This is a genomic window from Nocardioides sp. (assembly GCF_031397825.1).
Lineage (GTDB): Bacteria > Actinomycetota > Actinomycetes > Propionibacteriales > Nocardioidaceae > Nocardioides.
The window spans coordinates 1-24,873 of record NZ_JANNML010000210.1 but is presented as its reverse complement, the minus strand read 5'-3'; the positions used below and the strand labels follow the sequence as shown (position 1 = coordinate 24,873).

The 24,873-nt window shown below is 71.7% G+C and carries 23 protein-coding genes; 4 read left to right on the top strand and 19 right to left on the bottom strand.

Going from position 1 to position 24,873, the window contains the following annotated elements:
* The 15 genes from RMN98_RS17835 to RMN98_RS17765 all read right to left on the bottom strand — a co-directional run.
* Window positions 1-1,273, bottom strand: a 1,273-nt coding sequence (locus tag RMN98_RS17835; protein WP_397210062.1) for a DEAD/DEAH box helicase, incomplete at its 3' end; no start/stop codon positions are given.
* A 73-nt stretch (window positions 1,274-1,346) separates the two neighbouring features.
* Window positions 1,347-2,537 (bottom strand): DNA glycosylase AlkZ-like family protein, encoded by a 1,191-nt coding sequence (locus RMN98_RS17830; RefSeq protein ID WP_309650161.1) that lies wholly within the window; start codon window positions 2,535-2,537, stop codon window positions 1,347-1,349.
* A 5-nt stretch (window positions 2,538-2,542) separates the two neighbouring features.
* Window positions 2,543-3,211, bottom strand: coding sequence for a response regulator transcription factor (locus RMN98_RS17825; RefSeq protein WP_309650160.1), 669 nt, complete (start codon window positions 3,209-3,211; stop codon window positions 2,543-2,545).
* Window positions 3,212-3,313: 102 nt separating this feature from the next.
* Window positions 3,314-3,940, bottom strand: a complete 627-nt coding sequence (gene hpf / locus RMN98_RS17820; RefSeq protein WP_309650159.1) for a ribosome hibernation-promoting factor, HPF/YfiA family — start codon at window positions 3,938-3,940, stop codon at window positions 3,314-3,316.
* Between the two features lie 376 nt (window positions 3,941-4,316).
* Window positions 4,317-5,078, bottom strand: coding sequence for a phosphoribosyltransferase family protein (locus RMN98_RS17815; protein ID WP_309650158.1), 762 nt, complete (start codon window positions 5,076-5,078; stop codon window positions 4,317-4,319).
* Between the two features lie 61 nt (window positions 5,079-5,139).
* Window positions 5,140-6,912 (bottom strand): LpqB family beta-propeller domain-containing protein, encoded by a 1,773-nt coding sequence (locus RMN98_RS17810; protein WP_309650157.1) that lies wholly within the window; start codon window positions 6,910-6,912, stop codon window positions 5,140-5,142.
* Window positions 6,909-8,531, bottom strand: a complete 1,623-nt coding sequence (gene mtrB, locus RMN98_RS17805) for an MtrAB system histidine kinase MtrB (RefSeq protein ID WP_309650156.1) — start codon at window positions 8,529-8,531, stop codon at window positions 6,909-6,911. The genes RMN98_RS17810 and mtrB overlap by 4 nt, the downstream gene beginning before the upstream one ends.
* A 17-nt stretch (window positions 8,532-8,548) precedes the next feature.
* Window positions 8,549-9,262, bottom strand: a complete 714-nt coding sequence (mtrA, locus tag RMN98_RS17800) for an MtrAB system response regulator MtrA (protein WP_309650155.1) — start codon at window positions 9,260-9,262, stop codon at window positions 8,549-8,551.
* Between the two features lie 104 nt (window positions 9,263-9,366).
* Window positions 9,367-10,797 carry an adenosylhomocysteinase gene (gene ahcY / locus RMN98_RS17795; protein ID WP_309650154.1) on the bottom strand — a complete coding sequence of 477 codons (1,431 nt, stop codon included), beginning with the start codon at window positions 10,795-10,797 and terminating at the stop codon, window positions 9,367-9,369.
* 135 nt (window positions 10,798-10,932) lie between these two features.
* A complete protein-coding gene (locus tag RMN98_RS17790; protein WP_309650153.1) occupies window positions 10,933-11,895 on the bottom strand; it encodes a DUF808 domain-containing protein in 963 nt (320 codons plus the stop codon).
* 48 nt (window positions 11,896-11,943) lie between these two features.
* Window positions 11,944-13,080: an acyltransferase family protein gene (locus tag RMN98_RS17785; RefSeq protein WP_309650152.1), complete on the bottom strand. Its 1,137-nt coding sequence runs from the start codon at window positions 13,078-13,080 to the stop codon at window positions 11,944-11,946.
* Window positions 13,081-13,084: 4 nt separating this feature from the next.
* Complete coding sequence (locus RMN98_RS17780) at window positions 13,085-14,113, bottom strand: SIS domain-containing protein (RefSeq protein WP_309650151.1); 1,029 nt, start codon at window positions 14,111-14,113, stop codon at window positions 13,085-13,087.
* A 7-nt stretch (window positions 14,114-14,120) separates the two neighbouring features.
* On the bottom strand, window positions 14,121-14,306 hold the full coding sequence (locus tag RMN98_RS17775) for a Trm112 family protein (protein ID WP_091115238.1): 186 nt from the start codon (window positions 14,304-14,306) through the stop codon (window positions 14,121-14,123).
* Window positions 14,303-15,703, bottom strand: a complete 1,401-nt coding sequence (locus tag RMN98_RS17770) for a phosphomannomutase/phosphoglucomutase (protein ID WP_309650150.1) — start codon at window positions 15,701-15,703, stop codon at window positions 14,303-14,305. Before RMN98_RS17770 ends, RMN98_RS17775 begins: the two co-directional genes overlap by 4 nt.
* A gap of 24 nt (window positions 15,704-15,727) precedes the next feature.
* On the bottom strand, window positions 15,728-16,087 hold the full coding sequence (locus RMN98_RS17765) for a DUF3499 domain-containing protein (RefSeq protein WP_309650149.1): 360 nt from the start codon (window positions 16,085-16,087) through the stop codon (window positions 15,728-15,730).
* A 50-nt stretch (window positions 16,088-16,137) separates the two neighbouring features.
* Here RMN98_RS17765 and RMN98_RS17760 point away from each other — a divergent pair, with 50 nt between their 5' ends.
* On the top strand, window positions 16,138-16,560 hold the full coding sequence (locus RMN98_RS17760) for a metallopeptidase family protein (RefSeq protein WP_309650148.1): 423 nt from the start codon (window positions 16,138-16,140) through the stop codon (window positions 16,558-16,560).
* Between the two features lie 42 nt (window positions 16,561-16,602).
* Here the strand turns inward: RMN98_RS17760 and RMN98_RS17755 are convergent, their stop codons facing one another.
* The 3 genes from RMN98_RS17755 to RMN98_RS17745 form a co-directional block, all read right to left on the bottom strand.
* Window positions 16,603-17,970, bottom strand: a complete 1,368-nt coding sequence (locus RMN98_RS17755; RefSeq protein WP_309650147.1) for a DUF5719 family protein — start codon at window positions 17,968-17,970, stop codon at window positions 16,603-16,605.
* Window positions 17,967-20,849 (bottom strand): glycosyltransferase, encoded by a 2,883-nt coding sequence (locus RMN98_RS17750; RefSeq protein WP_309650146.1) that lies wholly within the window; start codon window positions 20,847-20,849, stop codon window positions 17,967-17,969. The genes RMN98_RS17755 and RMN98_RS17750 overlap by 4 nt, the downstream gene beginning before the upstream one ends.
* 94 nt (window positions 20,850-20,943) lie before the next feature.
* Window positions 20,944-21,198, bottom strand: a complete 255-nt coding sequence (locus tag RMN98_RS17745; protein ID WP_091026910.1) for a WhiB family transcriptional regulator — start codon at window positions 21,196-21,198, stop codon at window positions 20,944-20,946.
* A 143-nt stretch (window positions 21,199-21,341) separates the two neighbouring features.
* Between RMN98_RS17745 and cofD the strand changes: the two genes are divergently transcribed.
* Genes cofD through RMN98_RS17730 form a run of 3 tightly spaced genes read left to right on the top strand, consistent with a single transcriptional unit; the run spans window position 21,342 to window position 24,173 of the window.
* A complete protein-coding gene (gene cofD, locus RMN98_RS17740; protein WP_397210065.1) occupies window positions 21,342-22,391 on the top strand; it encodes a 2-phospho-L-lactate transferase in 1,050 nt (349 codons plus the stop codon).
* A gap of 8 nt (window positions 22,392-22,399) precedes the next feature.
* Window positions 22,400-23,377, top strand: a complete 978-nt coding sequence (gene cofE / locus RMN98_RS17735; RefSeq protein ID WP_309650144.1) for a coenzyme F420-0:L-glutamate ligase — start codon at window positions 22,400-22,402, stop codon at window positions 23,375-23,377.
* 40 nt (window positions 23,378-23,417) lie between these two features.
* The gene (locus RMN98_RS17730) at window positions 23,418-24,173 is read left to right on the top strand and encodes a DUF3105 domain-containing protein (protein ID WP_309650143.1); all 756 of its coding nucleotides are present in this window, start codon (window positions 23,418-23,420) and stop codon (window positions 24,171-24,173) included.
* Window positions 24,174-24,188: 15 nt separating this feature from the next.
* Here RMN98_RS17730 and RMN98_RS17725 read toward each other — a convergent pair.
* On the bottom strand, window positions 24,189-24,873 hold a 685-nt coding region (locus tag RMN98_RS17725; RefSeq protein WP_309650142.1), incomplete at its 5' end, for a hypothetical protein.

Here is a 24,873-nt window from a genome sequence, read left to right as displayed (position 1 = left end):
CGGCGATGTCGTCGGCCACGGCGTCGTACTTGGCCTCCTCGGTGCGGTAGACGAGGTCGGCCTGGTCGGTGCGCAGCATCGGCTTGTTGGTCGGGATCGGGACGACGCCGAGCTTGTAGGTCTTGTCGAACTCCGAGGCCTCGGTCATGGCCGTTCCGGTCATGCCGGAGAGCGTGTCGTAGAGGCGGAAGTAGTTCTGCAGGGTGACGGTGGCGAGGGTCTGGTACTCCTCGCGGACGGTCACGCCCTCCTTGGCCTCGATGGCCTGGTGGAGGCCGTCGTTGTAGCGACGCCCCGAGAGCATGCGGCCGGTGTGCTCGTCGACGATGAGCACCTCGCCCTGCATGACGACGTACTCCTTGTCGTTGCGGAACAGCTCCTTGGCCTTGATGGAGTTGTTGAGGAACGAGATGAGCGGGGTGTTGGCCGACTCGTAGAGGTTCTCGATGCCGAGGTGGTCCTCGACCTTGGTGATGCCGGGTTCGAGGACCGAGATCGTGCGCTTCTTCTCGTCGACCTCGTAGTCGACGTCCTTGACCATGGTCTTGGCCAGCTTCGCGAACTCGCCGTACCACTTGACCTCGTCCTGGGTCGGGCCGCTGATGATCAGCGGGGTCCGGGCCTCGTCGATGAGGATCGAGTCGACCTCGTCCACCACGGCGAAGTTGTGGCCGCGCTGGACGCACTCCTCGATCGAGCCCGCCATGTTGTCGCGCAGGTAGTCGAAGCCGAGCTCGTTGTTGGTGCCGTAGGTGATGTCGCAGTTGTAGGCCTCGCGGCGCTGCGCCGGGCGCATCTCGGGGAGGATCACGCCGGTGCTCAGGCCGAGGAAGTGGTGGATCCGGCCCATCATCTCGGACTGGAACTTCGCCAGGTAGTCGTTGACCGTGACCACGTGGACGCCCTTGCCGGAGATGGCGTTGAGGTAGGACGGCAGGGTCGCGACGAGGGTCTTGCCCTCACCGGTCTTCATCTCGGCGATGTTGCCGAGGTGGAGGGCCGCGCCACCCATGATCTGGACGTCGTAGTGACGCTGGCCGATCACCCGGTGGGAGGCCTCGCGCACGGTCGCGAAGGCCTCGGGCATGAGGTCGCTGAGCGACTCGCCCTTCTCGTAGCGCGCCTTGAACTCCGCGGTCATCCCCCGGAGCTCGTCGTCGCTCATCGTGACGAAGTCGTCCTCGATGGCGTTGACCGCCTTGGAGATGGACTCGAGCTGCCTGAGGATCTTGCCTTCGCCGATGCGGAGAAGCTTGTCGATGATGACGGGCACGACGGGATGACTCCTTGTGTTGGCCTAGCTGATGACGCCGCGGTGACGCCGTGGAGCGGCGCTCCCACTCTACCTACGAACACTGAGCCAGCCGCATGGCCAGGTCCCCCCGGGGCTCGACCACCACGTCGTCGAGGCCCAGCCACCCCGCCAGCTCGACCAGCGCCGCGTGCAGCTCCTCGGCCGTGTCGGGCGGCGCGGTCGCCTCGGCGTAGGCGCCCTTGACCAGCAGTCGGCCCGTACGACGGTCCGCCTTGAGGTCCACGCGGCCCACCACCTGCTCCCCCAGCAGGAACGGCAGCACGTAGTAGCCGTGCACCCGCTTCTCGGCGGGGACGTAGATCTCGATGCGGTAGTGGAAGTCGAAGACCTGCTCGGCGCGCTCGCGCTCCCACACGACCGGGTCGAAGGGACTGAGCAGCGCCCGGGCCCCGACCCGGCGGGGCAGCCGGGCGTCGCGGTGCAGGAAGGCGGGCCGTCTCCAGCCCTCGATCGTCACCGGCAGCAGCTCACCGAGCTCCACGAGGGTCGCGACCGCGGGACGGACCTCGTCGATGTGCATCCGGTAGTAGTCCTGGAGGCACCGCGTCGTCGCGACGCCGTGCGACCTCGCGGCTCGTCGTACGAGCTCGAGGTGGGCCTCCGCGGGCGTGGGGGTCGGCCGGGCGAGCACCTCGGCGGGGATCACTCGCTCGGGCAGGTCGTAGAGCACCTCGAACTGGCTGTTGCGACCGGCGATGGCCAGGTCGCCGGTCGAGTAGAGGTAGTCGAGGACCTGCCGGGTCTGCGACCAGTTCCAGCCCCAGTGCTCCTTGCTGCGCGGCATCCCGTCGTCGAGGTCACGGGCTGTCGAGGCCCCGACCTCGCGGATCTCGGCCACCAGCGAGGACTCGAGCCCGGGCGCCTCCTCGAGGACCCTCCACCGGCCGCGGCGGGCGCGGGTGGCGTCCATGCGGAACTGCATGAACGGCCACAGCTCGACGGGCATGAAGGCCTGCACGTGGGCCCAGTACTCCACGACGCGGCGGGGCCGGACCTGCGCCGCACGACGCAGCAGATCGACGTCGTAGGGACCCATCCGGGAGTAGAGCGGCATGTAGTGCGCGCGCTGGAGCACGTTGACCGAGTCGACCTGGAGCACACCGGTGCGCTCCAGCGTGCGCTGGAAGGTGCGCATCGTGGGCACCGCGTGACGTGGGTCGAGGAAGCCCTGGGCGGCCAACGCGATGCGGCGGGCCTGCGAGCGGGAGAGCGTGTCGACCACGACGCTCAGGGCAGCTCGAGGAGCTTCTCTCGCACGGCGTACATCACGGCCTCCATGCGCGAGTGCAGCTGGAGCTTCTCCAAGATGTTGCGCACGTGGTTCTTGACGGTGTTCTCGGAGATGTAGAGGAACTTGGCGATGTCGCGGTTGTTGAGGCCCTTGGCGACATAGCTGAGGACCTCGAGCTCGCGGTCGGTGAGCCGCAGGCCGGGGACGTTCTCGCGCTCGGGGCGTGACATCTGCTTGAACTCGTCGATCAGCTTGACCGCCATCGAGGGGCTGATCAGCGACTGCCCGTCGGCCACGACGCGCACGGCCTGGGCGACCTCGTCGATCGAGGAGTCCTTGAGGAGGTAGCCCGAGGCACCGTTCTTGACGGCCTCGTAGAGGTCGGCCTCCTCGTCGGAGACGGTGAGCATGATGATCTTGGCCGAGGGGACGGCCTCCTTGATCGCCACGCAGGCCTCGATGCCGGACCGCTTGGGCATCCGGATGTCGAGGAGGACCACGTCGGGGGCGGTGGTCTCCGCCAGCGTCGTGCCCTCGACGCCGTCCCCGGCCTCGCCGACGACCTCGATGCCGGGCTCCACGCCCAGCAGCATGGTCAGCCCACGCCGGAACAGCTCCTGGTCGTCGACCACGAGCACCCGGATGGGTTCACCCTTCTCAGCCACAGACGCATCATGGCACGTCCGGGGGGTGCCGGGTGATCGAACCATGGGTTGAACTGACCACCAACCCATGGCCCGATCGGGCCGGTCCGGCCCTCGTCCCGGTCAGTCGCTCCCGAGGTCGAGCGAGATGACGCCGTAGTCGTAGCCGCGGCGGCGGTAGACGACCGCGGGCCGCTCGCTCTCCTTGTCGACGTAGAGGTAGAAGTCGTGGCCGACCAGCTCCATCTCGTAGAGCGCCTGGTCGAGCGTCATCGGGGCCGCGGGGTGGGTCTTCTCACGCACCACGAGGGGCCCGTCGCCGGTGACCGTGATCGGCCCGACCTGGTGCTCGGTGATCACGTCGTCGTCACTGGCCTGGGGGTTGTCGTCGATGACCTCCATGCCGGCCAGCGCCTGACCGACCGAGACCGGGGCGTGGCGCCCGCGGTGGACGCGGCGGCGATCGGCCGCCTTGCGCATCTGGGCGGCCATCTTGTCGAGCGCGAGGTCGAGGGCGCCCATCTTGTCGTCGGCGGCGGCCTCGGCCCGGATGACGGGACCCTTGGAGAAGGCCGTGAGCTCGACGTGCACCGCACGGTCGTGCTGGCGAGGGTTGGGCTCGCAGTCCACCTCGACGTGGACCCGGATGATGCGGTGGTCGTGCTTCTCGAGCTTGCTCAGCTTCTCTTCTGCGTGACCGCGGAACGAGTCCGACAGCTCGCAATGACGCCCTGTGACCACAACTTCCATGTTGAACCTCCTGGTGAGCAGTTGGTTATCCCCTGAGCTTCCTGGGGCATGGAGTCCGCCCGGCCGACCTGGTCTTCGACCCCACAACCGCCTGCTGAGGCTCTCGCAGCTCATCTGCCATCTCTGGCGCCACTACTGACCTTCTCCCGCCGACACCCGTATCTGACGAGTGGGACGAGGCAGGACTTACCTCTAAGCCGCACCGTGATCGGCGTCCCCCGCATGCGGAGGAGCACGCGGGCCGCAGCCCGTCGGGCCGGAGCCCATCGTGCATCGCCTTACGTGGACCGTTTCGCCTGCGACTGGCTTCGGCTAGCCGCTCCGGGACAGCCGGAACGGAGCAACCACGGACCCGGACGGACTCCATACAGAGACGTTAGTGGGTGCCTGTGGATGGCGGTACCCGTACGCCTGAACTTTCGCTGTGTGTCTGGTCCTCGCCTCCCGCCAGACGCTTGCGCGTGGCAGCCGCGACCGCGATCGCCCGCACCTCGAGGCCGACCGCCTCCAGGGCCCGCTGCGCCTCGCGGGCCGTCGCGCCGGTGGTGAGGACGTCGTCGCACACGACCACCCGCGCCCGGGAACGTCGTACGGCGAGGGCCCGGAGGGCCGCGGTGGGACAGGTCATCGAGCCTCGCAGGTTGGCCGACCGCTCGGCGGCGTCGAGCCCCGCTTGGTCGAGCACCCCCGGCCGCAGCCGCAGCAGCCGGGCCGCCACCACGTCGACTCCCCCGGCCGCCAGGGTGCGCGCGGCCAGCCGCGTGATCGTGTACGTCGGGTCGTGGCCGCGCTGGCGCACCGACGAGGTCCGCGACGGCACCGGCACCAGCACGACGGCGCCCTCCACGTCGGCGACCGCGGCTGCGACCGAGGCGGCCAGGAGCGAGCCCAGCGGCCGGGCCAGCGCCAGCATCCGGTGCTCCTTGAGCCCGAGGACCATCGCCCGCGCGACCCCGTCGTAGTCGGTCGGGGCGAACGGCACGACCAGCCCGGGAGGGGTCGGGGTCGGCCAGCGCGGGAGGGCCGTGCTGGGCAGGGCGAGACGGCAGAACGGGCACAGCAGCCGGCCGGGTCGCTCGCAGCCGACGCAACGACCGCCGAGCAGCAGGTCGTCGAGCGCGTCGCGGAAGGCCCCCATGCCTCGCCATCGCACCAGCCGGAGCGGCCGGGGGCAACCGGCGGTCCGACCCCCTGTGGGGTCAGCCGACGTAGTCGAGGGAGTCGACCCGGGCGCCGAGCTCGAGCACCCGTCCGGTCGAGAGGTCCACGAGGCTGTCGCGCGTCACGGCGTACTGCCGACCGCCCTCCAGGGGCGTGCCGGCGAGCGCCACGACCCGCGCGTTGACCGTGGTGGAGAGCGCCTCCGTGCCGGCCGGTGCACCGTCGACGGCAACCGTGCGGACCTCGAAGAGCTCGCCGGGGACGACCTGGCTCAGCAGCGCGACCGAGGTGGCGCTGGTCCACCCGATGTCGGTGACCCGCAGCGGCTCGGTGCCGGAGAAGGAGAGGGTGCGCGTCTCGACCGCGCGGCGCACGCGTCCCTGGAAGTCGACCTCGATCCGGCCGACCTGGAGCCGGTCGACGCCGCGGGTGCGCACGACGGCCACGAAGCGGGTCGCGTCGCGCGAGACGACGAAGGAGCGGACGTCCTGGCCGGTGACGCCGGGCACGACCAGCGGTCGCAGGATCCCATCCTCGCGGAACGTGACGCGGGCACCCTCCGGAGCGCGGTCGACCAGCCAGAGGCGGTCGGTGAAGTCCCACGAGGGCGGCAGCAGGTCGGTGGCCCCGGAGACGACCTGCTCGACGGTGTCCTCCCCGACCTCGCCGGCCACCGCGCGCACGGGCGCCAGGAGGATCGAGGTGCCGTCGGCCGAGACGCCCGCCGCCGACGTGGCCGGGAGGTTGACGGCCACCGAGCGCAGCCCGAAGTCCTCGACCCCGAGCGGTCCGTCGGCCGGGGAGAGCGCGTCGGGCTCCCCCGAGACCAGCAGTCCGTCCCGGAGCCCGTAGAGCAGGCCGCTGGACTGGTAGCCCGTCGGGTCGTAGTCGGGTGCGTCGTCGACGCCGTACTCACTCACGCCGCCGGGCAGACGCAGCTGCTCGCCACCGATCGCCAGGCGGACCGCCCGGATCGACGGCTCCTGACGCAGGGTCCAGGTCAGCTGGGCCAGGATCTTCTCGACGACCTCGGTGTTCTGCGCGCCGGCCTCCCCGACCAGCGAGATCTCCGCGACGCCGTCGGCGGTGACCGGGACCGAGAGCCCCACGCTCAGGCCGGACGGCAGGAAGCTGCGCGCGATGCCGGCGAGGTCCTCCCCGGGCCCGGCGATCAGCCCGTCGATCAGGGTCGTGGCGAGCTGCTCCCCGCGGGGCACGAAGACCGGCTCCGGCACCAGGATCTGGGCGGTGCGGTCGAAGAAGTAGAGCGACACCTGGCGGAACCGCTGGGCGAACCACGACGCGGGGACGATGAGGGCGTCGGGGGCCTCGCGGATGCGGTACTCACCGTCCTCGACCACCATCTCGAACGACAGGGTGCGCTGGTCCTCGGGCAGCGGACCCTCCCAGCCGCCCTGGGCGTCGAGGCTCTCGGGGTCGCTGAGCGTCACCGACACCCCCGCGGCACCGGCGCTGGGCGTGGTGACGTCGGCGTAGGTGATCGTCGCCTCGTCGGGGTTCCAGGAGGTCTGCGCCTCCTGCGCGAGGAACTGACGCGCGACGTTGGTCTGCACGGGGTAGGCGGTCATCGCCGCCAGGAAGCCGTCGACGATCCCGAGCGCGGAGTCGCCCTGCTGGGGCGGGACGGCGTCGATGGCGGCCGCCTCCGGCTCCTCCAACACCTGCGACGGGGCCGTCTCGACGACCGGCCCCGACTCAGGCAGGCTCACGCAGCCGGCCGCGGCCAGGCAGCCCAGCAGGGCCAGGACGACGCCCGTCGTACGACGGCGCGTGAGGCGGGCGGTCGTCATCGCGCCTTCTCGGGGACAGGGTCGTCGGCGTCGACCGGCACCAGGGGCAGCGGGCTGTGCCGCAGCGGCTCCCCGGCGCGGCGCGGCAACGTCAGGCGGAACTGGGCGCCCTGACCGGGTCGGCCCCAGGCCTGCAGCCAGCCGCCGTGGAGGTGGGTGTCCTCGAGGGCGATCGAGAGCCCGAGGCCGGTGCCGCCGCTGGTGCGGGCGCGCGCCGGGTCGGCGCGCCAGAAGCGGTTGAACACCATCGCCGACTCCCCCGGCGCGAGGCCGATGCCGTAGTCGCGCACGGCGATCGCTGCGGCGTGCTCGTCGCTGCCGAGGAGGACCTTGATCTCCTCGCCGAGACGGGTGTCGGCGTGGTCGATCGCGTTGGTGATGAGGTTGCGCACGACCCGTTCGACGCGCCGCACGTCGGCCTCGGCCAGGCAGGGGTGGCCGGGCGAATCGACGACGACCCGGACGCCGCGCTGGTCGGCCAGCGCGCGGGTCGCGTCGACGACGCGGTGGGCGACGTCGACGAGGTTGACGTCGTCGGCCTCCAGCACGGCCGCCCCGGCGTCGAAGCGGCTGATCTCGAGCAGGTCGGCCAGCAGCACCTCGAAGCGGTCCAGCTCGACCTGGAGCAGCTCGGCCGCGCGTGCCGTGACCGGGTCGAAGGAGGACCGGGCGTCGTGCAGGACGTCCCCGGCCATCCGGACCGTGGTCAGCGGTGTGCGCAGCTCGTGGGAGACGTCGGAGACGAAGCGGCGCTGGACCCGGCTGAGCTCCTCGAGCTGGCGGATCTGGCGCTGGAGGTTGCTGGCCATCTGGTTGAACGACGTCGCGAGCCGGGCCAGGTCGTCCTCGCCGGTCACCCGCAGGCGCTCCTGCAGGCGTCCGGACGCGAGCCGCTCCGCGACGCGGCGGGCCATGCGGATCGGGGTGACGACCTGACGCGCCACCAGCCAGGTGATGCCGGCGACCAGGATGAGCAGCGCGACCGCCGCGGTGAGCAGGGCCCGGGTGACGAGCCCGAGCGTCTCCTGCTCCTCGTCGAGCGGGAAGAGGAAGTAGAAGGTGTAGGTGTTGCCGTCGGACGGCAGGATGATCTGGCTGCCCACCACGATGCCGGGCTGCGCGACCAGGTCGCCCGCGTCTGTCCGGGTCCGGATGGTCGTGTAGGTCCAGGCCGTCGGGGCCACCTGGTCGAAGTGCTGCTCCAACGACTCCGGGACGCTGACCAGGTCGAGGTCGGTGGTGTACTCAGGCCCGCCGTCGGAGAGCCGAGCACCCTCGCGAGCCGGGACGCCGAGCACGACGCTGAACCCACGGGTGTCCCCGCGGGCGATGATCTGGTCGGCCAGCTCGCGCTGCTGGCGGCTGGCGTTGACCTCGGTGCCAGAGGCCGCCTCGAGGCGGTTGCGCGCCTCCTCGGTGCTGGCCTCGGCCTCGGCGAGCACCGCGTCCACGCGGTGCTCGAGGAGACCGTCCTTGGTCGAGGTCAGCAGGAACCAGCCGACGCCGCTGATGACGGCGGCCGAGAGCAGCAGCGTGCTGGCCACCACGCGGGCCTGGATGGAGCGCCGCCAGAAGGTGAGGGCTCGTCGCAGTCCGGGGGGGACCCCTACGCGGGCCATGGTCTCGCCGACGACACCTAGCTGCTCCCGGCCTTGTAGCCGACGCCCCGGACGGTGACGACGATCTCCGGGTGCTCGGGGTCGTGCTCGACCTTGGAGCGCAGCCGCTGCACGTGGACGTTGACCAGGCGGGTGTCGGCGGCGTGGCGGTAGCCCCAGACCTGCTCCAGCAGCACCTCGCGGGTGAAGACCTGCCAAGGCTTGCGCGCCAGGCACAGCAGCAGGTCGAACTCCAGCGGGGTCAGGCTGATCGGCAGGCCGTCCCGGCTCACCGCGTGGCCCGCGACGTCGATCGCCAGGTCGCCGATCGTGAGCGTCTCCAGCGTCGTGGGGTCGAAGCTGCGCACACGCGCGCGGATGCGGGCCACGAGCTCCTTGGGCTTGAACGGCTTGACGACGTAGTCGTCGGCGCCGGACTCGAGACCGACGACGACGTCCACCGTGTCGCCCTTGGCGGTGAGCATGACGATCGGGACGCCCGACTCGGCCCGGATCTCCTTGCAGACGTCGATGCCGTCCTTGCCGGGCAGCATCAGGTCGAGCAGGACCACATCGGGCCTGTAGTCGCGGAACTCGTCGAGGGCCAGGTCGCCCCGGGTGCACATCCGGCTGTCGAAGCCCTCCTGGCGCAGCACGATCGTGAGCATCTCCGCGAGGGACGCGTCGTCGTCGACGACGAGCACACGCCCCTTCGGCGTGAGCCCGCTCGCGGTGCCTCCCAGCTGTGTCATGACCTCAATAGTGCCACCCGCCCTCGGGCTCGGCACTCACCCACCCGGAACGACGACGCCCCCAGACCCGAGAAGGGCCTGGGGGCGTTGCACGCCGGTGCGGATCAGTAGCGGTACTGGTCCGACTTGTAGGGGCCGGCGACGTCGACGCCGAGGTAGGACGCCTGGTCGTCGGTCAGCGAAGTGAGCTTGACGCCGAGGGCGTCGAGGTGGAGACGGGCGACCTCCTCGTCGAGGTGCTTGGGCAGCACGTAGACGCCCACCGGGTAGTCCTGGGGCTTGGTGAAGATCTCGATCTGGGCCAGCACCTGGTTGGTGAAGGAGTTCGACATCACGAAGGACGGGTGACCGGTCGCGTTGCCGAGGTTCATCAGACGACCCTCGGAGAGCACGATGATCGCGTTGCCGGACGGGAAGGTCCACACGTCGACCTGCGGCTTGACGTTCTTGCGGACAGCGACGCCCTCCTCCTCGAGACCGGCCATGTCGATCTCGTTGTCGAAGTGACCGATGTTGCCGAGGATCGCGTTGTGACGCATCTTCGACATCTGCTCGACCGTCACGACGTCCTTGTTGCCGGTCGCGGTGATGATGATGTCGGCGACGTCGAGCACGTTGTCGAGGGTGTCGACCTGGTAGCCGTCCATGGCCGCCTGGAGCGCGCAGATCGGGTCGATCTCGGTGACGATGACGCGAGCGCCCTGGCCGCGGAGCGACTCGGCGCAGCCCTTGCCCACGTCGCCGTAGCCGGCCACGACGGCGACCTTGCCGCCGATGAGGACGTCGGTGGCGCGGTTGATGCCATCGATGAGCGAGTGGCGGCAGCCGTACTTGTTGTCGAACTTCGACTTGGTGACCGAGTCGTTGACGTTGATGGCGGGGAAGAGCAGCGAGCCCTCCTTCATCATGTCGTAGAGGCGGAGCACGCCGGTGGTGGTCTCCTCGGTCACGCCGCGGATCTCGCCGGCGATCTGGGTCCAGCGGTCCTGGCTCTCGGCGAGCGAGGCGTTGAGCACGTTGAAGACGACGCGCTGCTCGACGCTGTGGGCCGTGGCCGGGTCGGGCGCGATGCCGGTCTTCTCAGCCTCGAGACCCAGGTGGACGAGCATCGTGGCGTCGCCACCGTCGTCGAGGATCATGTTGGCGAACGTGCCCTCGGGCCACATGAGGATCTGCTGGGTGCACCACCAGTACTCCTCCAGCGACTCGCCCTTCCAGGCGAACACGGGGACGCCGGCGGGGGCGTCGACCGTGCCGGTGGGACCGACGGCGACGGCAGCGGCCGCGTGGTCCTGCGTCGAGAAGATGTTGCACGAGGCCCAGCGGACCTCGGCACCCAGCGCCGTGAGCGTCTCGATGAGGACGGCGGTCTGGATGGTCATGTGGAGCGAGCCCGCGATGCGGGCGCCGGCGAGCGGCTTGCTGTCGCCGTAGCGCTCGCGCATGGCCATGAGGCCAGGCATCTCGTGCTCGGCGAGCTCGATCTCGGTGCGGCCGTAGTCGGCCAGCGAGAGGTCTGCAACCTTGAAGTCCATGAAAGCTCCTGATCCTGGCAGTGGGGGCGTGGAATCAAGGCTAGATCGGGTTCCCAGGAACCGAAGAATCCTCGCGACCCCCCTGTCCGGACTCTTGAACCGGAGGTGTAAGGGGGTCGATCGGACCAGGTCAGGTCAGTGTGCGGCGGGCTCCGAGGAGTCCTTCGTCGTGGCGTGGCCGAAGGGCAGCACGTGCATCACCGCGACCACGACGGCGCCGACCAGCAGTCCGGCGACCGCGGAGAGCGCCGTGTTGACCAGCCAGCCCAGGAGCCCACCCAGGGCGCCGGCGGCGTCGTGGACGGCCACCTCGAGGTGGTGCACGGCGTCGTAGGGCGCGTGCCAGCCGAGGTCCTCGAGCCCCACCAGCAAGATGTGGCCACCGACCCACAGCATGGCCACGGTGCCGACCGCGGAGATGGTCGCGAGCAGGCCCGGCATCGCGCGGACCAGTCCGTGCCCGACCTTCTGCGCGAAGCGGGACGCACGCTGGGTGAGCGCGATGCCCACGTCGTCCATCTTCACGATCAGCGCGACGACGCCGTAGACGAGGAACGTGATGGCGATCGCGACCACGACCAGGATGGCGGCCCGGGTGAGGAACGGCTCGTCGGAGACCTCGTTGAGGGAGATGACCATGATCTCGGCGGACAGGATGAGGTCGGTGCGGATCGCGCCCGACACCATCGTCTTCTCCGCCTCGGCGTCCAGCTCGGTCGCGAGGGTCTCCTCCTCGTGGTGGCCGGAGAACCGCTCCCAGATCTTCTCGGCACCCTCGTAGCACAGGAAGGTGCCGCCGAGCATCAGGATCGGGGTGAGCAGCCACGGCAGGAACTGGCTCAGCAGCAGCGCCGCCGGGAGGATGAGCAGCAGCTTGTTGCGCAGCGACCCCACGGCGATCTTCTTGATCATCGGCAGCTCACGCTGGGCCGCGACGCCCTGGACGTACTGCGGCGTCACGGCCGTGTCGTCCACGACCACGCCGGCGGCCTTCATGCTCGCGCGACCGGCAGCGGCACCCACGTCGTCGACCGACGCCGCCGCTGCCTTCGCCAGCACGGCCACGTCGTCGAGGAGGGCGAACAGGCCGCCGCTCATCGGGTCTCCCTCATCGTCATGGCGTCATGCTACGGGCCTGCCGACGCGTCAGTTCTTCTCGCGGTCGACCGCGAGCTGCTCGGCGAGCTGGTCGAGCGCCGGCTCGGAGCGCTCGTCGACGAGCTGGTCGACCAGCTGGTCGAGGACCGGGGTCTCGTGGTCCTCGTGGACGACGACGGTGACACCCAGGTCGACCGCGTGGCGGGCGTGACGCTCGGCGTAGCCGAAGGGGTCGACCAGCTCGGTCAGGCGCGAGGACACCGGTCGCCAGGCCAGGAGGAGCGACAGCCCGACGCCGGCGACGGTGGTGGTCGTGAGGCCCAGCGCCACGTGGTCGGCGCCCCAGTCGTCGAAGCCGGCGTAGTCGGCGCCCTTCACCGCGAAGCCGTGGAAGAGGTAGACGACCAGCGTCGCCGCCCCCATGCGGGTGAACCAGCCGCCGAGGCGCGGCACCAGGGCGAGGAAGGCGAAGGCGCCGGCGGTCCCGACGACGAGCAGCACGGCCCGGATCAGGAACGCCTGGAGGTCGGAGACGTCGAGCTCGTCGTAGCGTGCGCGGTAGTAGAGCCACTCGGTGGCGGCGTAGCGCTCGACCAGCCAGGTCAGCGAGATGAGCGCGGCGAAGAAGACCGCTGCGGCGACCTGGACCGGTCGCCTGCGCAGCCGCTCGAGGCGCTCCGGGGTCGCCTTGAGGCCGAGCACGAAGAAGGGCAGCAGCCCGAGGATCCGCGCGAGGTCGAGCTCGTCGCCGGCGAAGAGGCCGGCCACCAGGCTGATGCCCAGCGCCACGACGTAGCCACCCGGCATCGGCCTGAAGACCGGCGTGAGCAGACGCCAGAAGAACAGCGCGGAGAGGTACCACAGCGGCCAGTGCGGGTCGAGGAAGAGATCCTCGAGCTCCTCGCCCCCGACGTAGACCCGGAAGAGCGCGATCGAGCACTCGAAGATCAGGTAGGGCACCGCGACGGTCCGCACCAGCTGCCACATCCGCTCGGGGGCGTAGGAGAAGCTCCGCGAGAGGTAGCCGGTGACGAAGACGAACGCCGGGACGTGCCAGGCGTAGAGGAAGTCGTAGAGGTAGCCGACCGTTCCCGTCAGCGGCAGCAGCGTCCAGGCGTGACCGATCACGACCAGGGTCACCAATGCCATCTTGGCGTTGTCGAACCAGGGGTCGCGCGACGCCACGGTGCTAGTCCTCGACCAGACCCAGGCGGAGGTACTCCGCGGCGTAGGTGCCGCTGAGCATCAGCGAGGCGTAGCGCGCCACCTCGCTGGGGACGTCGGTCGTCAGGTGCTCGACGCGCACGCCGCGCTCCGTGGCCGCCGCGAGGAGCCGGCCGCGGTGCTCGCGCACCACGGCGTCCTCGGCCCCGTCGTCGAGGACGAGCAGCATCGGGCGCAGCTCTCCCCCGTCGTCGGAGAACGGGTCGTCGAAGACGTTGCGGGCCTTGGCTGCCTCGATGACCGGCAGGAGGTGCTCGGCGTCGCCCGCGATCGAGGTGCGCCCGCTGGAGCGGCGGATCGACTCCGCCACCCGGCGGGCGGCGCGCGCGGCGAGCACCGAGCCGCCCCAGACGATCGGGGTGGCGTCGGCGAGCGCGATGGCGAGCATCTTGGCCGGGTTGACGGCGAGGTCGCGGTGGGGGCTGCAGGACGTCGCGACGTCGTCGAGCGCCTGGGCGACGGGCTCGGGCTCGGCGCTGGGGCCGAGCGCGACCTGGTCGAGGTAGCTGAGCATGACGACCGCGGTCGCGAGCTGGTCGCGCGTGGTCGTGGGCAGGATCGTGCTCCACCGGCCCGCGGCGTGCTCGGCGACCATGGAGGCCGGCGGGCAGGCGACGACGACCTGGCAGCCACGGCGTACGGCCTCGGCGACCGCCGACGCCGTGCCGCTGTCCCCCCCGTCGGGGGCCAGCACGATCACCAGGTCGAGGCTTCCCGCCCAGCCGGGCAGCGCCTGGCCGGGCCAGGCGACGAACGGCACCGGGCACCACGGCTCGAGCACCGCGCGCAGCAGTCGCGAGTCGGGGCCCGCGGCGATGATGGCCCGGGGGCGCGCCTGGTCGTGGCTGCGCGCCACGACGTCGGCGATCGCCTCGGCCGCGTCCCCGGCCTCACGTCGGACGCGGGCGCCCGACTCGGCCAGCGTGCGCAGGCGCAGGTCGGCCGCGCCGAGAGCGACCTCGTCATCGAGTCGCGACTCGTCGAACCAGGACATCGTGGGCCTACGCCGGCTTGCGGGCTTCGTCGACGAGCATCACCGGGATGTTGTCGCGGATCGGGTAGGCCAGGCCGCAGCCCTGGCAGACGAGCTCGGGGGTGGCGGTGTCGTCACCCACGAGCTCGAGGTCGGTGTGGCAGGCCGGACACACGATGATGTCCAGCAGGGTGGGGTCGAGCTCGACGCTCATCGGCCGCTCCTGATCTGTGCGAGGACCTCGTCGCGGACGCGGCCCATGGTCTCGGTGTCCTTGCCCTCGGCGTTGAGCCGGAGCAGGGGCTCGGTGTTGGACGGCCGGACGTTGAAGGTCCAGTCGGGGTGGCTGACGGTGAGCCCGTCGAGCCAGTCGGTGGTGACGGCCTCCTGGCCGCCGTAGACCGCCTCCAAGGCTGCCATGACGCCGACGGCGTCGGCGACCTCGGAGTTGATCTCGCCGCTGACGGGATAGCGCTCGTACTGGGCCAGCAGCTCCGAGAGCGTCCCGTCGGTCTCGGCGAGCGCCGCCATCACGTGCAGGGCGGCGAGCATGCCCGAATCGGCGCGCCAGAAGTCGCGGAAGTAGAAGTGGCCGCAGTGCTCGCCGCCGAAGATGGCGTCGGTCTCGGCCATGGTGGCCTTGATGTAGGAGTGCCCCACGCGCGTGCGGACCGGCTTGCCGCCGAGCTCGGTGACGATCTCGGGCACCGCCCGGCTGGTGATCAGGTTGTGGATGATCGTCGCACCCGGCTCCGTGGCCTGCTCGCGGGCCGCGATGAGGGCCGTCAGCGTGGAGGGCGAGACCGCCTGGCCCCGCTCGTCGACCAGGAAGCACCGGTCGGCGTCCCCGTCGAAGGCCAGGCCGATGTCGGCGCCGGTCTCCAGAACCTTCGCCTGGAGGTCACGCAGGTTCTCGGCCTCGATCGGGTTGGCCTCGTGGTGCGGGACGGAGCCGTCGAGCTCGAAGTAGAGCGGCACCAGGTCGACCTGGGCATCTCCGAGGCGACGGAAGACGGCCGGCGCGGTGTGGCCGGCCATGCCGTTGCCCGCGTCAGCCACGACCTTCAGGCGACGACCGGTCACGGGCGCGAGGGTGATCAGGTGGGCGGCGTACGCCTCGAGCACGTCGGTCTCGCTGATGGAGCCGATGCTCAGCGCGGGCACGAAGGCGGTGGCGAGCACCAGGTCCCGGATCTCGGCCAGGCCGGTCTCCATGCCGATCGGCGTGGCGTGGGCACGGCACATCTTGATGCCGTTGTAGTTCGACGGGTTGTGGCTCGCGGTGAACATCGCACCGGGCAGCCCGAGGTGGCCGGACGCGAAGTAGAGCTGGTCGGTGGAGGCGAGCCCGATCATCACGACGTCGGCTCCGGCCTGCGTCGCCCCGTCGGCGAAGGCTGCGGCCATGCCCGGCGAGGTCGGGCGCATGTCGTGGCCCACCACCACCTGGGTGGCGCCCACGACCTGGACGTAGGCCTGACCGGTCGCCCGGGCGAGCTCCTCGTCCATCTGGTCGGGGACGGTGCCGCGCACGTCGTAGGCCTTGAAGATGGCGCTGATGTTGGCGGGGTCCAGGGTGCCCGACATGACGTCGTGAGGGCTGTCTGCCATGCGGCAGACAGTAGTGGAGATCCCTCAGTCGCTGGTCAGCACCCGCAGGTGCCCCCGCCGCGTCGACTCGTGGCCGGTCTCGTCCTCGGGCGCCACGCGGGCGACCGGTGCAGGGCGGGCAGCCTCGCGGACGGCGTCGGCGAGGGCGAGGAGGTCGTCGCCCGACGGCCCTGCGTCGCGGGGGTCGCCCTGGAGGCGGATGACCTCCCACCCGCGCGGGGCCGAGAGCCGCTCGCTGTGGGTGGCGCAGAGATCGTAGGCATGAGGCTCGGCATAGGTCGCGAGCGGCCCCAGCACCGCCGTGGAGTCGGCGTAGACGTAGGTCAACGTGTTGACCGCTGGACGCCCACACGGGGATCGCGAACAACGACGGGCAAGACTCACGAGCGTGACCGTACCGGTCCGCACCCGCACCGCCGTTTAGGCTCGCGGCTGTGAGCGACACCGGCCGGACCCGAGACCGACGTGGGCGCGGCATGCGCGGGCCCGCCGTCATGCCCCGCACCCCCGGACGACCGGAGCTCAGGACCGCCCGCGAACGCTTCGACGCACTGGTGCTCGACGTCGTGACCGCCATCGACGAGCGGTGGTCGTCGCGGCTGGGACTGGTGGAGTACGCCGTCGAGGACACGCCCCTGGTTCCCGACGACTGGGCGGGCACCGTGCCGTTGTCGTCGCTGGTGCGCGGCACGGGCACGCAGGCCACGCGGCTGGTGCTCTTCCGCCGGCCGATCGAGCACCGCTGCGAGACCCGTTCCGACCTCGAGGCGCTGGTCCTGACCCTGGTCGTCGAGCAGGTGGCCGAGCTGCTGGGCATCGACGCGGAGGACGTCGATCCCCGCTACTCCCCCGACTGATCGCCCGACTGATCGCCCCACTGATCGCCCGAGCCCCGTCCGTCAGGGAAGCCCGGGACCCACGGACGCGACCAGGCCGCTGGTGACCTGGGGCCGCAGCCTCACCACGGTGGCTCCCTTCCCGGGCCCTTCGGCCTCGCTCACGAGGAGCGAGGCGACGACGGTGACCTGACGGGGCGTGACGGTCACCAGCGCGGTGCGGCGCGGGAGGTCGAGGGCGAAGCCGCGCCCGGGGAGGACCTCGGTGCGCTCCTCGGCCAACACGCTCCCGTCGGCGGCCAGGGCGTTCACCGAGACCGAGCCCGAGCGCGAGGCGCCGGCGAGCAGCAGCCGCTTGTCCCCGACGGGCGCGAGGACGGTCGTCGCCTCGGCTACCGGGAGGCCGCCCACCGCGTGGGACAGGTCGCGGTCGACGTAGGACCGCACGGTCGCCGTGATCGGCTGAGGGGCGTCGACGAGCAGCCCGAGGGTGCCGTCGGAGGCGCTGGTGCCGAGGAGGTCGGAGAGCGAGACGCGGGTGACGCTCTGCGGTGCGAGCACGACCTCGTCGAGGCCCGACGGGGTGAAGACCGACTCGGGCGAGATCAGCTGCACGCGGGCCCGGGTCTCGCTGTCGCCGGGGTTGAGCAGCGTGAGCGTGCGCAGTCCCGAGCCGGGGGCGAGGCCGAGCAGCAGGTTGCTGCGGGCCGGCTCCGGCTGGGCGCCGAGCCAGTCGGTGGAGGCGCCGCCGGTGCCGAGCTCGGCGTAGGTGTCGCGGATGCTGGCGGAGACCCGGCCCCGCGACGTCGTCACGTGCAGGGCGAGCTCGTCGCGGCGCGGGATCACCTTCCCCAGGTCGAGGCGTACGACGCCACGCCCCGGGACCGCCACGCCGCGCAGGTCGGGGGCGTCGACGATGCCGCTGACGCCGTAGAGCGTGGCGTCGATGACCGCAGGTCCCGCGTCGGGGTTGACCAGCTCGAGGACCGAGGTGTGCCGGGCGCCGGAGCCGACACCGGTGAACCACTGGTCGGAGGCGGGCGCGCGGCACTCGGCGGCGGCCACGGGGCTGGCGAAGCGGCCGGCGAGCAGGCCGGGCGCGACCTCGCCGTCCGCGCGGACGACGAGCGGGCCGTCGCCCCCGTCCAGCGCGGTGATGCGACCGGGCTCGATGTCGTCGCTGCCCTCGCGGTCGCCGAGCCGGAAGTCGACCGGGCCACCGACGTCCGAGGCCGAGGTCACGTAGGCCTCGGGGTCGCCGCTCGGGCAGATCGCGACCGCGCGGGTCAGCGGGGTCTGCTCGGGCGGCCGGGGGCCGGCGGCGGGGACGTCGGGGCGCACCAGCAGCAGGGCTGCGACCGTGAGCAGGGGCAGCAGGACCGCCAGCACGGTGGTCACGTCGAGGCGGCGGCGCAACGGGGTGCGGGTCATCGGCGTCTCCTCTCGGTGGTGGGGGCGCAGAGCACGGCGACCACCACGATCGCCAGCCCCTGGAGCACGACGAGCACGAGGCGCAGCCAGTCGCTCGGTCCTTCGAGCGCCCGCTCGTCGAGCGCGCGCCCGACCTGCCAGGCCCGGGTCTCGCGGTCCTCGGCGCTGGCCTGGACGAGGCCGCCGGTCGAGTCGAGCAGGGCGGCGACGTCACCGTCGGCGGGCGAGGGCATCACGACGTACTCGATGCCCTGGGTCGCGAGCTGGTCGACGACGTCGGGGCCGGGACGTGACAGCAGGGTCTGCACGAGGTCGGTGAACGCGGCGTCCTCGGGGGTCCGGGTGAGGATCTCGTCCTCCCCCAGCGTCACCCCGTCGCCGCGGCGCACGACGTAGTCCAGGCCCTCCTCGACGGAGCCGCGCACCACGAGGATGCCGTGCTCGTCGCCGGTCATCGAGCTCTGCACCATGTAGGCCGGGATGTCGGTGTCCTCGGTGTCACCGAGGCCGTCGTGGCCCCCGATGCCGAACCACACCAGACCACCGAGGGGCACGACGGCAGCCACGACCGCGACGAGCGTCACGAGCGTGCGCCGTACCCCGACGCGGGTGAGCGTGGCGGCCGCCAGTCCCTGGCCGCCGAGCGTGGCAGCCGTGACGAGCGCACCCTGCAGGACGACGACCAGGAAGCCGATGCCGAGCGGGGTGGTCGTGGCGTCGAGGGTGACGGTGAGGTTGCCGAGCACCGCGGCCAGCACGCCCGCGACCAGCGCGACGATCCAGCACACGAGGACCGGGATCCGCGTGGCACGGGGAAGCAGCGCGCCCAGCGCGCCGACCAGCACCAGGACACCGAGCCACCACGGTGCGCCGAGGTCGCCGATGCGACCCGACAGCAGGTCGAGGGTGTCGATCGCCGGCAGCGGCAGCCGCCCGACGTCGAGCACCAGACCGGAGGCGGCACCGTGCACGAGCGAGGGCAGCCACCAGGGGGACAGCAGGACGGGCACCGTGAGGACCGCGGTCGCGGGCGGGCCCCACGTGGAGCGGTCGCGCATGGCGCTCGGCACGATCGCGAAGGCAGCGGCCACCACGACCAGGCCGACCACGAGGCCGAAGAGCCACGCCACCGGGGCGAAGGCGCTGACCAGGGCCAGCAGCAGCGCCGTGCGCCACCCGGCGCGCCAGCGGCGGTCGGCGGAGGGGTCGGCGAAGCCGAGTGCGGCGTGGGCCAGCCACGGCAACAGCACCGCGGTCACGACGGGGCCGAGGCGGCCGTCGCCCCAGGCGCCGCTGACGACGGGCACGAGGGCGTAGGTCGTGGCGCCCCAGAGCAGCACCCAGCGGGGGGCGCCCTGCGGGCTGACGAGCCGACCGGTCACCCGCAGGAAACGCCAGGCGCCCCAGACGCCGGCCGGCACGGCGAGCACCAGCAGGGCCGAGACGGTGAGCGAGGTGCCGAGCACCGAGCCGAGGAGCGCGAGCGGCAGCAGGTAGGCCGGGGCAGGGACGGCGCTGCCCTGGCCGAGCGCGTGCCAGGACTGGAGGTGCAGCCCCCACCAGTCCCCGACGGACTCGGGCACCGGCGAGAGACCTCCGCCGACCACGGAGCCGAAGGCCTCGCGGCCCCCGATCAGCGCCGCGCCGACGAAGAGCGCGAGCAGGACCGCGATCGGGCTGGTCAGGAAGCGCGCGACGACGCCGGTGTCCTCGAAGGCGTCCTCGTCGTCGAGGGACGGTCGTCGCGTCACCATCGACGACGGGTCGCGCTCGAGCGCCGCTGCCCGGCGTCGCTCGGCGACGTCGGCTGCCTGGTTGGTGGCGGCCGCGGCGAGGTCGCTCACGAAGTCGAGGCCGTGGCGGTAGGGCAGCCACGGTGGGGCCAGCAGGTCGGAGACGTCGGCCGCCCCCTGCCCGTGCCGGCGCTCCCGGCGGGCCGCGAGGATCTGGCGCGGGCTGGAGTAGAGCGAGACGAGCGCCGCGAGCTCGTCGAGCGCCTCGCCGACGGAGCGGACCAGCAGGAAGCCCACCATCCGCAGCAGCGTGCCGAGCCCGAGGCGGAGCACCTGGAAGGGCAGCGCCCGGGTCCGGCTGTTGACGAGCAGCGTCCAGAGCGCCGCGCGACGCTCCTGGTAGTGGGTGTGCCGACCGGTCAGGGGCGTACGACGGATCCCGCGGTGGGCGGCCTCCGCATGGAAGACGACGGCCTGGGGCACGACGATCGTGGTGTGACCGGCTGCGGCGGCGCGCCAGCCGAAGTCGAGGTCGTTGCCGAAGATCGGCAGCTGGTCGTCGAGTCCCCCGAGCTCCTCGAGGACCGTGCGGCGCACCAGCATGCCGGCGGTGTTGACCGCGAGCACCCGTCGTACGTCGTCGTGCTGGCCCTGGTCGTACTCGCCACGCTCGAGCCCGGTCTCCCGGCGACCGGTGCCGGAGATCGTGACGCCGACCTCGAGCAGGCGCTTGAGCGAGGGCCACTCCCGCAGCGTCGGGCCGAGGACGTCGGCCTCGGGGTGCTGCTCGGCGGCGGCGAGCAGGGCGGCGAGGGCGCTCGGGGCGGGGTTGGCGTCGTCGTGGAGGACCCACACCCACTCCGGCGGCGCACCGGCGGCGGCCAGCTGCTCGAGGCCGAGCTCGAGGGCCGCCGGGAAGTGCGTGGACCCGGGCACCCGCAGGGCCGGTCCGTGCTGCGCGGCGAAGGCCGCGTCGAGCAGGTCGGCGCTCTCGTCCTTGCTGCCGGTGTCGACGGCGACGACCCGGTCGACCGGGCGGGTCTGGGCCGCCACGCCCTCCAGCACCGCGGGCAGCCAGCGGGCGCCGTCGTGGCTGACGAGCAGCGCTGCGACGGTCCGGGCCGAGGTCTCCGAGGGCGCTGACACGATCGGCCACCCTAGTCCGGGTCGAGCCAGCCCCGAAATGCCCCGGAAATGGCAGGAACCCCGGCCGCTCGGGCCGGGGTATTCCTGTCCATCGTCAGACTGCGCGCTTCTTCAGCTTGCGGCGCTCCCTCTCGGAGAGACCACCCCAGATGCCGAAACGCTCATCGTTGAACAACGCGGCCTCGAGACAGTCGTCTCGGACCTCACACGTGAGACAGACCTTCTTGGCCTCTCTCGTCGACCCACCCTTCTCAGGGAAGAACGCCTCGGGGTCGGTCTGCGCGCACAACGCGCGATCCTGCCAACCCGCATCCTCGGCGTCCGGTTCGAGAAGAAACAGTTCTCTCACGGTCTTCACCCTTTCGACCCAGCAACACCCCGAACAACACTGTGGGAATTACATGCCTGTCGTACCCCGGAAGTCAAGCGCTGATCTGCTAAGGAATGAGCCGCCTGGGCTACGGCGTGGCGACGTGCGGCAAGGTAGCGGCCATGCCGGATCGTCCACCAGCCCCCTCCACCCGTCCCGTCCTGCGCCGGATCACCGTCCTCTCGGGCGGCATGGGCGGCGCGAAGTTCCTCCAGGGACTCACTCACGGGATCCGCTCCGGGAGCGTTCCCGGGGTCGCTCCTGACACGGTCGTGACGGTGGTCGCCAACACCGCCGACGACATCTGGGTGCACGGCCTCAAGGTCTGCCCGGACCTCGACACCGTGATGTACACCCTCGGCGACGGCATCGACCTCGAGCGCGGCTGGGGCCGTCGCGACGAGTCGTGGAGCGTCAAGGACGAGCTGGCGGCGTACGGCGTGGAGCCGACCTGGTTCGGCCTCGGGGACCGCGACGTGGCGACCCACCTGGTGCGCACCCAGATGCTCGACGCCGGCTACCCCCTCTCGCAGGTGACCGAGGCGCTGTGCCGCCGCTGGCTCCTCCCGACCCTCGGCGACAGCGTCCGCCTCCTGCCGATGACCGACGACCGCGTCGAGACCCACGTGGCGATCGCCGACGCGGACTCGCCCAGCGGGCGGCGCGTCGTGCACTTCCAGGAGTACTGGATCCGGCTGCGCGCCTCCGTGCCCGCCGAGACGGTGCTCTTCGTGGGGCTCGAGGACTCCTCCCCCGGCCCCGGCGTGATCGATGCGATCACCGACGCCGACCTCGTGATCCTCCCGCCGTCCAACCCGGTCGTCTCGGTCGGCACGATCCTGGGCGTGCCCCGCGTCCGCGAGGCCGTCACGTCCACCAGGGCGCCCGTCGTGGGGCTGTCGCCGATCGTCGGCGGCACCCACGTGCGCGGGATGGCCGAGCAGATGCTCCACGCGATCGGCGTGGAGGTCAGTGCCGCGGGGGTGGGGCTGCACTACGGAGCCCGCTCCGAGGGCGGGCTGCTCGACGGGTGGCTGGTCGACGAGCGCGACGCCGACTCCGTGCCCCGCCTGACGGACGCCGGCCTCGCGTGCCGCGCCGTACCCCTGATGATGCGCGACCACGACGCGACCGCCGCCATGGCTGCTGCCGCGATCGAGCTGGTGGGCTGAGCGAGCCCATGAGCACCCTCTCCGTCACCGCGCCCGACGGCCTGCCCGAGGTGCGCGCCGGCGACGACCTGGCCGCCCTACTGGCCCCGCTGCTCGCGCCGCTCGCCGACGGCGACGTCGTGGTGGTGACCAGCAAGGTCGTCAGCAAGGCCGAGGGCCGCGTCGTGGTGGGCGCGAGCCGTGAGGAGGCGCTCGCCGGCGAGACCGACCGGGTGGTGGCCCGCAAGGGACCGACCCAGATCGTGCGCACCCACCACGGGCTGATCATGGCTGCGGCCGGGATCGACGCCTCCAACGTCGAGCTGGGCTCGATCGTGCTCCTGCCGGTGGACCCCGACGCCTCCGCACGGGCGCTTCGGGCATCGCTCCTCGAGATCACCGGAGCCAACGTCGGTGTGATCGTCACCGACACCGCCGGCCGGGCCTGGCGCGAGGGGCAGACGGACATCGCCATCGGTGCTGCGGGCCTGCTGGTCGCCGAGGACTACGCCGGCCGTCTCGACGGGCACGGCAACGAGCTGGCCGTCACCGCGCCGGCGGTGGCCGACGAGATCGCCGGCATGGCCGAGCTCGCCCAGGGCAAGCTCGGCGGGCGTCCGGTCGCCGTCGTGCGCGGTCGCGCCGACCTGGTCCTGCCTCGCGGCGACGACGGCACCGGCGCCGTAGCGCTGGTGCGCGCCGAGGGGGCCGACCTCTTCGGCTTCGGGGCCCGCGAGGCGGTGCTGCGAGCCGTGACCGGCGACCCGGGCGACCAGACGGTCTTCGGCACCCCCGCGAGCACCGAGGAGCTGCTGCGCGCGTTGGAGGTCGCTGCAGGCAGCACCGCCGGCACCGCCACGGCGTACGACGGCGGCGTCGAGGTCCATGGCAGCCACGAGCCGGCCCTGGTGCTGGTGCTCGCCTTCGCGCACGGATGGGTGCCCGACGCGGCACCTGCCGGGACGACTCGGCAGGACCGCCTGCGACTCCGACCGTCGAGTCCGTAGACTCACCGCGACCCCGCCCCGAACCGAGGTAGACCCAACCGTGGCCAAGCAAGCCAAGTCCGACCGCCAGAAGGTCATCGACGACATCCGCAAGAAGCAGAAGGGCGCCGAGAAGCGCCGCGGCTTCATGATCGTCGGTGTCTGCGTCGTCGTCGCCCTGCTCATCATCGGCGCCGCTTCCTACCGGCCGCTCAAGAACGCCTGGGACCTGCGCAAGTTCAACGACCTGGGCCTCGCCAGCATCGGTGCTGCCCCGTCGGTGTGCGAGAAGGTGACGACCAAGACCGCCGAGGGCAACAACGACCACATCCCGACGGACACCCCGGTCGTCTACGAGGACGCCCCGCCGGCCTTCGGTCCCCACTGGAACGAGTTCGGCGTCGCCCCGGCCCCCATGGACCGCAAGTTCTACACCGACTCCGACCGCCCGGCGCTGGAGTCGCTGGTCCACAACCTCGAGCACGGCTACACGGTCGTCTGGTACGACGAGACCATCGCCGCCGACGACGACGCGCTCACCGAGCTGAGGGCTGTCGCCAAGAAGTTCCCCGGCACCGACAACTACCGCTACAAGTTCATCGCAGCCCCGTGGACCTCCGACGACGAGGACGGCGCGACGTTCCCCGACGGCACGCACGTGGCCTACACCCACTGGTCCGTGGGCGGCGAGGGCGAGACCGACGCCGCCAAGCAGGTCGGCGTGTGGCAGTACTGCTCGGAGTTCAGCGGCGAGGCGCTCGAGACCTTCATGCTCGACTACCCCTACCTCGACTCCCCCGAGCCGACCGTCCAGTAGTCGCCTCGTGGGTCGTCACCAGCCGCCGGGGAACCGGGCCGAGCTGGCGACGACCACGAGCAGCACGGCGAGCGAGATCGTCGCGGCGAGCAGCAGCTCGCGACCCACGTGCCGCCAGGGCTCGGGGAGCAGCAGGCCCAGCCCGACCAGCGCCGCTGCTGCGGGGAGCACGAGGAGCGGCGCCAGGGGCTCCGCCACACCTGCGGCGAGCCCCAGCACGACCCCGGAGACCCCCGCCCGTCGGTAGTCGACCGGCCGGTCCCCGCGAGGCAGGCCCACGAGCGTCACCGTCGCGCTCGTCGGCAGCTGGTCGGGCGCGAGGACCCGCAGCAGCAGCGTCGCGGTCGCCGGGTCGGTCACCACGACGACGTCGCGGAAGCGGTCCCGCAGGGCGCGGTCACGCACCAGCTCGTCCAGCCGGTGACCGCGGTCGACCTGCGGGAACTTCACGGGTGCCAGCAGCACCTCGACCTGGGGCTCGACCCCGAGGGCACGCACCAGCTGCCCCGCCTCGGCGGTCGGAGCGGTGAGGACCAACGGATCCCGACCGAGCCCGGCGCGCAGGCGACGCACCTCCGCCTCGGCGGCTGTCGTGCTGACCACGAGGATGCGCTGGTGACCTGGCACGACGGCGACGATAGCGGGAGGCCGGGCGCCGGGGTCCCACGGGCGGTGGCCGAGACCGCTCTTGGTGGTCGAG

Coding starts and splice junctions, on each gene's coding strand:
- hpf (WP_309650159.1), bottom strand. CDS start 3,940: ATGGAAGTTGTGGTCACAGGGCGTCATTGCGAGCTGTCGGACTCGTTC.
- RMN98_RS17815 (WP_309650158.1), bottom strand. CDS start 5,078: ATGGGGGCCTTCCGCGACGCGCTCGACGACCTGCTGCTCGGCGGTCGT.
- RMN98_RS17810 (WP_309650157.1), bottom strand. CDS start 6,912: ATGACGACCGCCCGCCTCACGCGCCGTCGTACGACGGGCGTCGTCCTG.
- mtrB (WP_309650156.1), bottom strand. CDS start 8,531: ATGGCCCGCGTAGGGGTCCCCCCCGGACTGCGACGAGCCCTCACCTTC.
- mtrA (WP_309650155.1), bottom strand. CDS start 9,262: ATGACACAGCTGGGAGGCACCGCGAGCGGGCTCACGCCGAAGGGGCGT.
- ahcY (WP_309650154.1), bottom strand. CDS start 10,797: ATGGACTTCAAGGTTGCAGACCTCTCGCTGGCCGACTACGGCCGCACC.
- RMN98_RS17790 (WP_309650153.1), bottom strand. CDS start 11,895: ATGAGCGGCGGCCTGTTCGCCCTCCTCGACGACGTGGCCGTGCTGGCG.
- RMN98_RS17780 (WP_309650151.1), bottom strand. CDS start 14,113: ATGTCCTGGTTCGACGAGTCGCGACTCGATGACGAGGTCGCTCTCGGC.
- RMN98_RS17775 (WP_091115238.1), bottom strand. CDS start 14,306: ATGAGCGTCGAGCTCGACCCCACCCTGCTGGACATCATCGTGTGTCCG.
- RMN98_RS17770 (WP_309650150.1), bottom strand. CDS start 15,703: ATGGCAGACAGCCCTCACGACGTCATGTCGGGCACCCTGGACCCCGCC.
- RMN98_RS17755 (WP_309650147.1), bottom strand. CDS start 17,970: ATGACCCGCACCCCGTTGCGCCGCCGCCTCGACGTGACCACCGTGCTG.
- cofD (WP_397210065.1), top strand. CDS start 21,342: ATGCCGGATCGTCCACCAGCCCCCTCCACCCGTCCCGTCCTGCGCCGG.
- cofE (WP_309650144.1), top strand. CDS start 22,400: ATGAGCACCCTCTCCGTCACCGCGCCCGACGGCCTGCCCGAGGTGCGC.